Raw genomic sequence first — 12,271 nt, forward strand, 5'->3', positions numbered from 1 at the left:
TCACTGTCGTCGTCCTCCTTCGTCGTGCCCCCACGAGGGTGGCACCGGTATCTCGGTGGTGTCCTCGGCCTCGGCACGCCGTACCCCGCTGTAGAGCCGGGAAAGCATGCCACCGACCGCCTCCGGGTCCAGTTCGGCGCGCGCCGGCGCCGACTCCGGCTGGGCCGGGCGGGTGACCGCGGAGAGTTGCGCCATCGGCACGCGGATCGGCAGGCCCCGCTCGTTCGTGCCGGCCGTGACCGGGGTGGCGGGCGGCGCGGCCGGGCCGGGGGCCGCCGCCCCGGTCGGTCCCTGCCGGGACCACCAGCCGCCGCCGTCAGCGCCGCCGCCGACGGCGGCCGGCGCCAGCACGTCCTCGGCGCGGACCGGCACGGGGCGACTCTGGCGCGGCACGGTGGCGGCCGGTGGGCGACCGGCCACCGGCAGGTCCAGCGGAGCGGCGGCCGGGCCACGGGCACCCGCCGACCGGGCCGCTCCCGGCAGCCGCTGCGCGGCGGCGCCCCGCGCCGCACTCGCCGCGAGCATCCGCGCCGGCGCCGGCGGATCCAGCTCCACCGAACCGGCCGGAGCCAGCAGGGCGCCCGGCAGCACCAGCCGCGCGACCAGGCCGCTCTGGCCCGCGTCGAGCTGCACCCGCACGCCGAGGCGGCTCGCCAGGTGGCTGACCACGAACAGGCCCATCCGCTCGACAGCCGCGACGTCCGCGGCCGGCGGAGTGGCAAGCACCGCGTTCGCCTCGGCCAGCGCGGCCGGGCTCATGCCCAGGCCGTCGTCCACGATCTCGATCAACGCTCCCGAAGCCTGGACCCGGGCGGTCACCAGCACGACAGTGTCCGGACGGGAGAACGCGGTCGCGTTCTCCAACAGCTCGGCCAGCATGTGCACCAGTTCGCCGACCGCGTGCCCCACCACGTTGACCTCGCCCACCGAATCCAGCCGGACCCGCTGGTACTGCTCGATCTCGGCGGCGGCGGCCAGCAGCACGGTGCCGAGACCCACCGGACGGTTCCACCGCCGGGTGGAATCCGTACCGGCGAGCACGAGCAGACTCTCGTCGTTACGGCGCATCCGGGCGGCCAGGTGGTCGAGCTTGAACAGGTTGTCGAGCTGGTCCGGGTCGCTCTCCTCGCGCTCGAGGTCGTCGAGCAGCTCCAGTTGGCGCTCCACCAGCACCTGGCTGCGGCGGGCAAGGTTGACGAACATCGCGTTGACGTTGCGCCGCATCGACGCCTGCTCGACGGCGACGGTCACCGCGCTGCGGTGCACCGCGACGAACGCCTCCGCCAGCTCACCGATCTCGTCGAGTGAACGGACCACCGCCGGCGCTACCTCGATGCTCGGCACCCCGCCGGTGACGGTCCGCAGCCGATCCAGCGCGTCCGGCAGCTCGACCTGCGCGATCCGCAGCGCCTGGCTGCGCAGCAGCCGCATCGACCGGGCGACCGACCGCCCCACCAGCAACGAGATCAGCAGAGCGACCAGCAGGACGGCGACGACACCGCCGACCACCAGCAGGGTGGCCCGCAACTGGCCACTGCTGGCGTCGTCGGCCTGGCGCACCGCGTCGTCCAGCACCCCCGCCTCGACCTGGCGCAGCAGCTCCTGACGCTGTTGGCTGGCCGACCACCACTGCTCGGACGGCAGCACCTCGGACGCGGCGTTCCCGGCCGGCAGGCTGCGCTCCTCCAGCTGGGTGGCGACCAGGAACAGCGGGTTCACCGAGGTTTCGTCGTACCGGCGGATCTGGTCCGTGGTGGCGGCCACCCGGAACGCGCCGAGGGCGGTCAACTGCTGGGCCCGCAGGTCGGTGAGGGCCACCCGGTCCTCCGTGCCATAGCGGCCGGCGCGGGCGGCGGCGTAGAGCTGGGCGCGGACGCGCGAGGAGAGCTCCTTGACCCGGGCCAGCTGCACGTAGCGCAGCACCGCGTCGCTCAGCGCCGCCCGGTCCTGACCCGGCGTCGGCTCGGCGAGCAGATCCAGCAGCGCGCCCACGGCCCGGTGGTAGTTGCTCAGGATGGTGTCGTTGCTGAGCACCGCCGGCGGGATCGCCGGACGGATGTCGATCACCTGGTCGTACGCCTCCTGCGCCTCGGAGAAGGCCACCCGCCAGGACGCGTCGGCGTCGGCCAGCGGCCTGGCCGCCCGACTCAGGTCGGCCATCGCCCGGTCGGAGGACGCCTGCAACGGCCGCAGCGCGGTCGCGGCAGCCTGCCGGTCGCCACCGCGGCGCAGCTCGCCCAGCTCACCCGCCGAGCGGTCCCGCTCCTGTTGGAGCTGGTGCACCACGGCGGTGATCTCCCGGCCGATGGCGACCTGCCGGGAGAAGTCGTTGAGCGCTGTCGTCCGGCCGACCAGGGTGCTGGTCTGCACCCCCGCGAGCACCAGGAACGCCAACGACGGCACCACCAGCACGGTGGCGAGCTTGGTGCTCATCCGCCAGTCCCGCAGCCGGAACGGCGAGCGGCGTCGATGCGGGACGACGCGGACGTCGAAGCGTCGCCGGCGGTGGTTCGACACCCCGCCGGTCGCCGGGTCGGGACCTGCCGCCACCCTGCCTCCTCCTCCTGCCGCGTCCACCGCGACCCGGGGAGCGCAGTCCATCCAACCAGGCTCGGTAGCGCTGTCAACGGCCCGGGCAGGGCGAAAGTTCAGGAAGGATACTGCGGGTGGGACCGTCCTGTCGTGGTCGGTAAGACCAGCTCATCCGTCCGGCCGATGTCGGCGAGCTCGGCCGCCGCGCCAAAGCGGCCCAGCGCGACCAACGCGGCGCCGGTGGCACCGATCTCCGGGTTCCGTTGGTGCGACACCGGTCGCGGCGCGAGGGCGGCGGCGAACGCCTGCCGCCACCACACCGAGGCGGCCACCGCGCCGCCGCCCAGCACCACCCCGACCGGTTTGTCGACCGTGGACTCCAACACCGCGAGATCGTCGGCGACCAGCTCGCACAGCCCCTGCATCAACCCGGCCAGGATGTCCACCGCAGTGGTGCTGAAGCTCAGGCCGCGCAGCTCGCCCGAGCCCGCCGGCGCCAACCCGGGCGGCCGGTCGCCCCCGAAACGGGGATCGGCCGGCCGGCCGCCGCCCGCCGGCACCAACGCCAGCGCCGCGTCCAACTCGTCCCCGGAGGGCAGTCGCAGCTCCCTGTTCGCCCAGGCGAACAGGTTGCCACCGCTGGAGTACGCCGCCCCGGTCACCACGTGGTCGTGGTCGACCCGGTAGCGCCAGAGTCGTTCGGGCAGCCGCGGCAGCGGCTCACCGGCCGGGATCCGCTGCATCAGGCGTACGGCCGCGGAGGTGCCCACCGTGACCGCGGCCCGGCTCGGGTCGGCGCAGCCCGAGCCGACGTTCGACGCGCCGCCGTCACCCACCGGCGGCGTCCACCGGGCCTCGGCCAGCTGCGGCCAGCGGCGGGCGCGGTCGGGCCGGAGTCGGCCGTGCCAGTCCAGCTCACCCAGGGGCGGCAGGTCGCGCGGTCGCGCGCCGGCGAGCGTCAACGCCTCCTCGTCCCAGCGCAGGCTGCTCAGGTCCAGCAGGCCGGTGCCGGAGGCCTGGGAGACCGACATGGGCGCCGCCTGCAGCAGCTCGCCCAGCACGTACTCCGGCAGGCCGACGAACCGTGCGATCGGCGAGCCCGACTGTTCCCGCAGCCAGGGCAGGCGCATGGACCAGTAGGAGCGGTGCCACCAGCAGCCGGTGCGCTGGTGGAAGCCGTCCGGGTCGGCCGGGCCGGACGTGTCGCCGACCGGCGCGGGCCGGGTGTCCAACCAGGTGACGACCGGGCCCAGCGGAGTGCCGTCGCGGTCCAGCGGAAGCACCGAGTGCCACTGCGCGGAGGTCGCCACCAGACCGACGTCGTGCAGGTGCCCCGCCTCGGCCAGCTCGTCCAGACACTCGATGAGACAGGCGAGGTAGTCGGGGCCGGAGAGCGTGCCGGTGCCGTCGTCACCGATGGCGAGGTTGACCTTCCGCCGGGCCAGGGCGCCGGGCAGCGGCTGGGTTCCCCCGTCCAGCACCAGCCCGCGTACGGAGGAGGTGCCCAGGTCGAGCGCGAGAATGTTCATCGCCGGTCAAGTTACCCGGTGCCGGCCGCGCGGGAACGAAGGTCCGGTCGGGCACACCCGTACGTCCGAAGGGGTCCCGGGCCGGGCCGCGGCCGCGTAAGGTGGACCGCATGCTCGCGCACCCAACCTCCTGGTGGCCCGCCGACCCGGCGGCCACCCCCCGCGCGTAGCTCCATCCACGCGGCCGCCATCGAGGCGGCCGCCGGATCTCCCGGCCCGGATGGCCGCCACCGCTGGCGGCGCCCGGCCCACGGAGACCACGATGACCAGCCTGACCCACCTGACCGACCTGCTCGCCGCCATCTCCCGTGGCGACGACCCCGGCCCGTTCGCGCTGCTGCGCCGCGAGGGCGCCGACGAGCTGGAACTGTTCACCGGCGTCGTCGCCACCGTCGACCGGCTGGCGGACATCCCGCTGTCGCCGGGTACGCCCGGGGCGCGGACGCTGGCCCTGGTGCCGTTCCGGCAGATCGCCGAACGCGGCTTCGCCTGCGTCGACGACGACGCCCCGCTGGAGTGCCTCCAGGTCCGCGAGCACCTGCGGATCCCCCTGGCCGAGGCCCTGGCCGCGCTGCCCGACCAGCCGGTCCGCACCCGCGACGCCGCGTTCGACGTCAGCGACGAGGAGTACGCGGGGATCGTGCAGCGGGTGCTCACCGAGGAGATCGGCCGCGGCGAGGGCGCGAACTTCGTCATCCACCGCACCCTGCACGCCACAGTGCAGGGCGCCCCGCTGGTGGCGGCGCTGGCCGCGCTGCGCCGGCTGCTGGTCGCCGAGCGCGGCGCCTACTGGACGTTCGTGGTGCACACCGACACGCGGACCCTGGTCGGCGCCAGCCCCGAACGACACGTCAGCGTCGACGACGGGCTCGTGATGATGAACCCGATCAGCGGCACCTTCCGGCCCAGCGGCGACACCCCGGACCGCGAGGCGCTGCTGCGGTTCCTCGCCGACCCCAAGGAGGTCGAGGAGCTCTACATGGTGCTCGACGAGGAGCTGAAGATGATGGCGACCGTCGCCGAGCACGGCGGCCAGGTCATCGGCCCGTACCTCAAGGAGATGTCCCACCTGGCGCACACCGAGTACCTGCTCGCCGGGCGGGGCACCCGCGACGTGCGGGAGGTCCTGCGGGAGACGATGTTCGCGCCCACCGTGACGGGCAGCCCGATGGAGAACGCCTGCCGGGTGATCGCCCGGCACGAGCGCCGGGGCCGGGGCTACTACGCGGGTGTGCTGGCCCTGCTCGGGCACGACGACGCCGGCCGGCAGACGCTGGACGCGCCGATCCTGATCCGTACCGCCGAGATCTCCCCCGCCGGCCAGCTGCGGGTGCCGGTCGGCGCCACCCTGGTCCGGCACTCCACGGCGGCCGGCGAGGTGGCCGAGACGCACGCCAAGGCCGCCGGGGTGCTGGCCGCACTCGGTCTCGGCCCGGCGGCGCCCGCCGGCGACCGCGGGCCGGTCGTGCGGCTGGCCGACGACCCGGCGGTACGCGACGCGCTCGCCGCGCGGAACACGCCGCTGGCCCGGTTCTGGTTGGACCAGCGGGCGCCGGACGCGCCGGGGCTGCCCGGGTTGGCCGGTCGGCGGGCACTGATCGTGGACGCCGAGGACACCTTCACCGGCATGCTGGCGCACCAGCTGGGCGCGTTGGGTCTCGCGGTCACGCTGCGGCCGTGGCACGCCGGTGGCCCGGTCGACGAGTACGACCTGGTGGTGGCCGGGCCCGGGCCGGGCGACCCGGGCAGCGCGGACGACCCGAAGATGACCGCGTTGCGGGAGCTGCTGGACGGGCTGCTGGCGACCGGCCGGCCCACCCTCGCGGTCTGCCTGGGGCACCAGGTGCTGGCCGGGCTGCTGGGGCTGCCCCTGCACCGCCGGGACGCGCCCTATCAGGGGTTGCAACGGGAGGTCGCCCTGTTCGGCAGGACCCGCCGGGTCGGCTTCTACTCCTCGTTCACCGCCCGGGCCGAGGTGGACCTGCTGCACACCGCGTACGGGACTGTGGAGCTGGCCCGGGACACGCGCGACGGGTCCGTGCACGCCCTGCGCGGGCAGGGTTTCGCCGGGGTGCAGTTCCACCCGGAGTCGGTGCTCAGCCCGGACGGTCTGACCGTGCTGACCGAGTTGCTGGCCGATCTGCTGCCGGCGTCCCGCCAGGTCCGGCAGGCATCGCCCACCGGCCCGGCCCACCAGGCGTAGCCGACCGGCCGCGCCCGCTCGGCATAGCCACCGCCGTCGTGGGGTAGGGCTGGTGCGACAGGTGGTGCGGGCGGGCCGAGAGCCCCCGCCCGCGCCACCGGTCGCACCAGCTGTCAGCCGCCCAGGCCCTGCTTGAGCGCGGTGCCGATCAGCACCGCCCGGCGGGCGGTGAGGGCGCAGGCGCCCAGCGCCACCGCGTCCGGGGCGATCTCCCCGTTGTTGCTGGTGTGCGAGGCGCCGTACGGGTTGCCGGCGATGAACTGGCTGGAGTCGGTGTAGCCGGGGGGCACCACGACACCACCCCAGTGGTAAAAGACGTTGAAGAGCGAGGTGAGGGTCGTCTCCTGCCCGCCGTGCGAGGTCGCGGTCGAGGTGAAGCCTGCGTAGACCTTGTTGGCCAACGCGCCCTGCGCCCACAGCGGACCTGTGGTGTCGATGAACTGCTTCAGCTGGGCGGCGATCATGCCGTACCGGGTGGGCGATCCGAGGATCACCACGTCGGCCCAGGCCAGGTCGTCGATCATCGCCTCGGGCACGTCCTGGGTCTCCAGGTGGTGCGCCTGCCAGCCGGAGTTGGAGCGGATCGCCTCGTCCGGCGCCAGCTCCCGCACCTTGCGCAGGCGCACGTCGGCGCCGGCCTCCCCGACGGCCTCGCACGCGGCCTGCGCCATCTGGTAGGTGATGCCTGTGGCGCTGTAATAGATCACCGCTACCTTGGTCTGGGCAGCCATCAGATTGTCCCCTTCTCGTCTCGGGTCAGCTCCCGCGACTACCCGACGGGTGCGGTGACAAACGACGCCGGTGACCGCCTTCCGGTCGTCCGGGCTCAAGTTTTCCGCAAGTTCCCGGTCGTTCCGGCCCGGCCGTGAGCGCGGGCGGCCATCCTGATGCCATCGGTGCCGGCGCGATCCTGCCGCCCCCCAGGCACCGGGCGCCTGAACGGGGGATCGCGCTCCGCTGGCAACGACGCTGGCGCAGCGCGATCAGGGGTACGTCCCGAGACCTCGCGGCCCGTGCGCTCAGTGGACCAGCGCCGCCATCAGCCGATCCAACTCGTCGGCCGGGTCAGCGGTGAGGCCGGTGTGCACCGGGCCCGCCTGGATCATCGTGCTGCGGGGCGCGGCCAGCCAGTGGAACCGCTCACCGAGCCGCATCCGGGTCGCCGGCCCGTCACCGGAGCAGGTCCGGTCCAGGGAGTCGAGCACCGCCGCCACAGCCGGCAGATCGACATCGGGCGCCAGCGCGCGGACCCGATCGGCGTCCAGGTGCGTCCGCGCGGCCAGGAAGTCACGCTGCTGGCAGTAGAGCAGCACCCCGACGTTGATCTGCTCGCCGCGCTCGATGCGGGGAACCAGCCGGATGAGGGCGTACTCGAACGGATGCCTCACGCCACGCTCCCCGCCGGTAGCCAGTCCGCCGGCCGGGCGACCCGCCGCGACAGGTGCGCCACGTACGCCTCGCGCGCCGCGTCGGCCGAGTCGAAGTCGGCGGCGGTCAGCCACTGGTCCGGCACCAGCGCCAGCACCTCCCGCAGCAGCTCCGGGGTGACCCGGGGGGCCAGCTCGGCATCGGCCTCGGCCATTCGCGACGCGTACGGCTCCAGCACGTGGTCGTCCGCTCGGTAGGCCCGGTGCACGGCGGCGTCGGCGCGCGGCCAGTTGTGGTGGAAGTACAGCGCGGCGCCGTGGTCGATGAGCCACAGCTCCCGGTGCCAGACCAGCAGGTTCGGGTTGCGCCAGCTCCGGTCGACGTTCTCCACGTACGCGTCGAACCAGAGCACCCGGGACGCCAGCACGGCGTCGACCGGGTGTGCGACCGGGTCGAAGCCGAGCGCTCCCGGGAGGAAGTCCATCCCCAGGTTGGCGCCGCCGCTGTTGCGCAGCAGCTCCTGCACCTCCTGGTCGGGCTCCGCCCGCCCGATCACCGGGTCGATGTCGAGGACCACCAGCGGTGGCACCCGCAATTCCAGCCGGCGGGCCAGCTCACCGCAGATCACCTCGGCGATGAGCGCCTTGGGGCCCTGCCCGGCGCCGGAGAACTTCGCCACGTACGTGCCGAGGTCGTCGGCCTCCACGACGCCCGGCAGCGAGCCACCCTCGCGCAGCGGCGTGACGTAGCGGATGGCGTTGACCTGGCGGAGCACGTCGCCCACCCTACTGGGGCCCGGGTCGTGGCCCTCCCCCTGTCGTCGTCGGACGTGCTCCGCCATCCGGGCGGCCCGCGTCAGTCGAGCTTGTCGCGCAGCTTGTCGACCTGCGTCTGGAGGCGGTTCACCGCGTTCTCGTTGTTGACGAAGGTGGTGATGCCCGCGGCGAGGCCGAGGCCGATCAGCACCGCCAGGATGCTCAGCACCAGCCCGCCGATCGACACCCCGCGGCCGGTCACCCCGGGTCGTTGCGCCATCTTGAGCCCGACGATGCCGAGGATGATTCCGATGATGCCGAGCACCAGCCCCAACCAGGCGAGGATGGCGGTCAACACGCTGAACAGGCCGGCGACGCCGAAGACCAGCGCGAAGGTGGCGGCCGCGCTGGTCTTCGCGCTGGCATCCCCCCGGTGGCTCCGAGACCCGGCCGGTACGCCGGCGCCCCGCGCCGGCTCGCTTGCGGCAGTCATGCGACTCCCCCTTCGTACGCGCGGCTCGCGTACTTCCGGTGCGCCGCCTTCCCGCTGCTCAGGCGGTTATGCAGCCGGGCCACTGTCGGTCGGGTGCCCTACCCTGACGCAGCCACCCCCGGGGAAGGGAGTCCGATGACCAGGGACCGCACCGCGTCCGAGGCGCTCGGCCTGCGGATGACGAGCCTGCTGCTGCGACCGCACCCGAGCATCCGGCCCGGCACTGCGGCCGAGGTGGTCGAGTGGTTCGGCGCGATGCAGGCGCAGGATGTGGCGAGCGGGATGTGGTCGCTGGGTGTCCGGTTGCCGGGGTGGACCAGAGCCGACGTGCAGGCGGCGCTGGAGCGCCGTGAAGCTCTCCGCACGTGGCCGATGCGGGGCACCGTGCACCTCGTTCCCCCCGCCGACACCCGCTGGATGCTGGAGCTGACCGGCGTCCGCTCGCTGGCCGGCGCGGCGACCCGCCGAACGCAACTCGGGCTCACCGAGGCCGACGCGGGCCGGGCGTTGGACGTGCTCGGGGCGGCGCTGGTCGGCGGACGCCGGCGCACGCGGGCGGAGTGCCTGGCGGCCCTCGGGGCGGCGGGCCTGTCGACGGACGGCCAACGTGGCTACCACCTGCTCTGGTACGCGAGCGTGCGCGGGGTGACCTGCGTGGCGCCGAACGTCGGCGCCGACCAGACCTTCGCCCTGCTCGACGAGTGGGCGCCGGAGCAGCGCCACCTGGATCGGGACGAGGCGTTGGCCGTGCTCGCCCACCGCTACGTCCGGGGGCACGGGCCGGTCACGGCCCGCGAGTTCGCCGGCTGGAGCGGCCTCACCCTGACCGACGCGCGGCGCGGTTTGGCAGCCGCCGGCGAACTGCTGAGCACCGTGGTCGTCGACGGCGAGCCGATGCACGTGGACGCGGCGCTGTGCGACACGGCGTCGGCCGGTGCGCGCGCGCCGCAGGATGACGTGCTGGCGCTGCCCGGCTTCGACGAGTACCTGCTCGGCTACCGGGACCGCACGCTGATGCTCGACCCCGCGCACCAGCCGGCCGTGGTGCCCGGCAACAACGGCGTCTTCCAGGCGACGGTGGTCCGCGCCGGCCGGGTGGTGGGCGTCTGGAAGCGTACGCTCGGCCGGGCCGCCGTCACGGTGGCGATCCGGCCGCTGACGGCGCTGGACGCCGGCGAGCGAGCGCGGGTGGAGCAGGCGCTGGGACGGTACGCGGACTACCTCGGGCTGCCCGCCCGCTATGACTGGTCGGCCTGAGGGCTGCTCGGCTCGGACCGGCGCGGGGCGGACGATCGGGGACGCGCTGCGGTGAGCAGGTCGACGACGCGCGTCACCCGCGGGTCGTCGCGGATCTGCGCCACTGTCGCCGGCAGCGGCAGGCGCCAGTTCGGGTACTCGTCGACAGTGCCCGGCATGTTGGGCTGGCGCACCTCGCCCAGCACGTCGTAGAGGGAGACGCCGAGCAGCCGGGTGGGGCTGGCCGCGAGCGCGGCGTGCATCGCCACCACCACGTCGTCGTCGGTTGGGCCCGGCTCGCCGCCGGGCGTCGCCTCCGGGTCGGCCGGCTCGGGCAGCAGCGCCTCGTCGCGCAGCATCGCCAGCAGCCGTTCGCGGTCGGCGGCGGCCCGGGCCCGCTCGACCGTCACGTCGGTGCCGAGCAACTTCAACTCGTCGCGGACCCGGACGTGCTCGCCGGTCAAGAAGCCCGCAGCGGTGGGCAGGTCGTGGGTGGAGATGCTGGCCAGCGCGTTACGCGGCCACCGGGCCGGCGGGACGAAGGTGCCGTCGTCGTCGCGGGCGAACCACAGCACCGTCGAACCGAGCATGTTGCGCCCCCGCAGCCCCCGGGTCACGGCGGGTTGGACCGTGCCGAGATCCTCGCCGACCACCACCGCGCCGGCCCGGTGGGCCTCCAGCGCGAGGATGCCGAGCATCGCCTCGGCGTCGTACCGGACGTAGGTGCCCTCGGCGGCGCTGGCGCCCGGCGGCACCCACCACAGCCGCCACAGCCCCGCGACGTGGTCGACCCGCAGGCCGCCCGCGTGCCGCAGGGTCCGCCGCAGCATGTCCCGGTACGCCGCGTACCCGGTTTCGGCGAGCCGGTCCGGCCGCCAGGCGGCGAGGCCCCAGTCCTGGCCGAGCTGGTTGAAGTCGTCAGGTGGGGCGCCGACCCGCACCCCCTGGGCGAGGACGTCGGCGAGCTGCCAGCCGTCCGCGCCGCCCGGGTCGATGCCGACGGCCAGGTCGTGCACCACGCCGACCGGCATCCCGGCCGCGCGGGCCGCCGCGGTGACGGCGTCGAGCTGCTCGTCACACAGGTGTTGCAGCCAGGCGTGGAAGGCCACCCGGTCGGCGAGCTGCCGACGCTGCTCGGCGACCGCCGGGGCGTCCGGGTGGTGCAGCTCCGCCGGCCAGGCACGCCAGTCGTTGCCGTGCCGCTCCGCCAGCGCGCACCAGGTGGCGAAGCTGGCCAGCGCCGGGTCCGCGGCCAGGTCGACCGGCCGGGCGTACGGGTGCAGCAGCTCCAGGGCGTGCCGCTTGGCGGTCCACACCTCGTCGTAGTCGATCAGGTCGCCGCGGTCGGGGCGCAGCGCGTCCACCACCGCCCGGGTCGCCGGGTCTGCCGCGGCGTACGCGGCGGTGTCACTCACGCGCAGGTAGAGCGGGTTGACGAAGCGACGGCTGGCCGGCGAGTACGGCGAGGCGGCCACCGGATGCGCGGGCCCCACCGCGTGCAGCGGGTTGAGCAGCACCAGCCCCGCGCCCGTGGCACCGGCCCAACCGGTGAACTCGGCCAGGTCGCCGAGGTCGCCCATGCCCCAGGAGCGTTCCGAGGTGAGCGCGTACAGCTGGAGCATCCAACCCCAGGTGCGCGGCGGCACGGGCAGCCGGCGGGGCACCACCACGAGCGTCACCTCGCGGCCAGCACAGCCCAACCGGTGCCAGCCCAGCGGCAGGTCTCCCGGCAACTCGCCGTCGACGTCGCGGCGACCGCCGTCCTCCAGGGTCACCACGCCCGGGCCGGGCAGCGCCCGGGTCGTGCCGTGGGTCAGCACCACGGTCGGCGGCAACGCGGTCGGATCGACCGCGCGGGCGGCGGCGAGGGCGTCGGCAACGGCGGCCGGGCTGGTCGCGTCCACGCCGAGCAGGCCGAGCACGCCCACGACGGTCTCCGGTGCGACCTCGACGCGGCGGTGCCGCCAGTCCTCGTACCAGGTGGACACGCCGTGCGCCTTGGCCAGCGCGGTCAGTCGTCGGTCCATCCCGCCCCCCGCCTCACGATGCGACCTGCGACCACCTTGCCACGCCCACCCACGCGGTGCAGCACAAGGCGTGCCCCCCGCCCCGCCGATCTTGCGCTTACTGTCGCGACACAGTCGACAACAGAAAC

9 protein-coding genes are annotated in these 12,271 nt (G+C 74.5%); 2 read left to right on the plus strand and 7 right to left on the minus strand.

Annotated elements, in window-relative coordinates; genetic code table 11:
• On the minus strand, positions 1-2,550 hold the full coding sequence (locus tag AB0B97_RS12775) for a nitrate- and nitrite sensing domain-containing protein (RefSeq protein ID WP_357493215.1): 2,550 nt from the start codon (positions 2,548-2,550) through the stop codon (positions 1-3).
• A gap of 98 nt (positions 2,551-2,648) precedes the next feature.
• Positions 2,649-4,061 carry an FGGY family carbohydrate kinase gene (locus AB0B97_RS12780; protein ID WP_234589885.1) on the minus strand — a complete coding sequence of 471 codons (1,413 nt, stop codon included), beginning with the start codon at positions 4,059-4,061 and terminating at the stop codon, positions 2,649-2,651.
• Between the two features lie 271 nt (positions 4,062-4,332).
• On the opposite strand from AB0B97_RS12780, the gene AB0B97_RS12785 reads away from it, so the two are divergent.
• A complete protein-coding gene (locus AB0B97_RS12785) occupies positions 4,333-6,264 on the plus strand; it encodes an anthranilate synthase family protein (RefSeq protein ID WP_357493444.1) in 1,932 nt (643 codons plus the stop codon).
• Positions 6,265-6,377: 113 nt separating this feature from the next.
• Here AB0B97_RS12785 and wrbA read toward each other — a convergent pair whose 3' ends face one another.
• The 4 genes from wrbA to AB0B97_RS12805 all read right to left on the minus strand — a co-directional run bounded on the left by wrbA (position 6,378) and on the right by AB0B97_RS12805 (position 8,880).
• Positions 6,378-6,995: an NAD(P)H:quinone oxidoreductase gene (gene wrbA / locus AB0B97_RS12790; RefSeq protein WP_357493218.1), complete on the minus strand. Its 618-nt coding sequence runs from the start codon at positions 6,993-6,995 to the stop codon at positions 6,378-6,380.
• 288 nt (positions 6,996-7,283) lie between these two features.
• Positions 7,284-7,652: a DUF3037 domain-containing protein gene (locus AB0B97_RS12795; protein ID WP_357493221.1), complete on the minus strand. Its 369-nt coding sequence runs from the start codon at positions 7,650-7,652 to the stop codon at positions 7,284-7,286.
• Positions 7,649-8,407 carry a HipA family kinase gene (locus tag AB0B97_RS12800; RefSeq protein WP_234589868.1) on the minus strand — a complete coding sequence of 253 codons (759 nt, stop codon included), beginning with the start codon at positions 8,405-8,407 and terminating at the stop codon, positions 7,649-7,651. Before AB0B97_RS12800 ends, AB0B97_RS12795 begins: the two co-directional genes overlap by 4 nt.
• A gap of 80 nt (positions 8,408-8,487) precedes the next feature.
• Positions 8,488-8,880, minus strand: a complete 393-nt coding sequence (locus AB0B97_RS12805) for a hypothetical protein (protein ID WP_234589865.1) — start codon at positions 8,878-8,880, stop codon at positions 8,488-8,490.
• 135 nt (positions 8,881-9,015) lie between these two features.
• On the opposite strand from AB0B97_RS12805, the gene AB0B97_RS12810 reads away from it, so the two are divergent.
• On the plus strand, positions 9,016-10,137 hold the full coding sequence (locus AB0B97_RS12810) for a winged helix DNA-binding domain-containing protein (RefSeq protein WP_357493225.1): 1,122 nt from the start codon (positions 9,016-9,018) through the stop codon (positions 10,135-10,137).
• Here the strand turns inward: AB0B97_RS12810 and malQ are convergent.
• Complete coding sequence (gene malQ / locus AB0B97_RS12815; protein ID WP_357493227.1) at positions 10,119-12,143, minus strand: 4-alpha-glucanotransferase; 2,025 nt, start codon at positions 12,141-12,143, stop codon at positions 10,119-10,121. The two genes, AB0B97_RS12810 and malQ, sit on opposite strands and share 19 nt — an antisense overlap.
• Positions 12,144-12,271 lie beyond the last annotated feature (128 nt).

Source organism: Micromonospora sp. NPDC049004 (assembly GCF_040649315.1).
GTDB lineage: Bacteria > Actinomycetota > Actinomycetes > Mycobacteriales > Micromonosporaceae > Micromonospora.

Bases quoted from the DNA above. Each gene is read 5' to 3' on its own strand.
- AB0B97_RS12805 (WP_234589865.1), bottom strand. From the start codon at position 8,880: ATGACTGCCGCAAGCGAGCCGGCGCGGGGCGCCGGCGTACCGGCCGGG.
- malQ (WP_357493227.1), bottom strand. From the start codon at position 12,143: ATGGACCGACGACTGACCGCGCTGGCCAAGGCGCACGGCGTGTCCACC.
- wrbA (WP_357493218.1), bottom strand. From the start codon at position 6,995: ATGGCTGCCCAGACCAAGGTAGCGGTGATCTATTACAGCGCCACAGGC.
- AB0B97_RS12810 (WP_357493225.1), top strand. From the start codon at position 9,016: ATGACCAGGGACCGCACCGCGTCCGAGGCGCTCGGCCTGCGGATGACG.
- AB0B97_RS12780 (WP_234589885.1), bottom strand. From the start codon at position 4,061: ATGAACATTCTCGCGCTCGACCTGGGCACCTCCTCCGTACGCGGGCTG.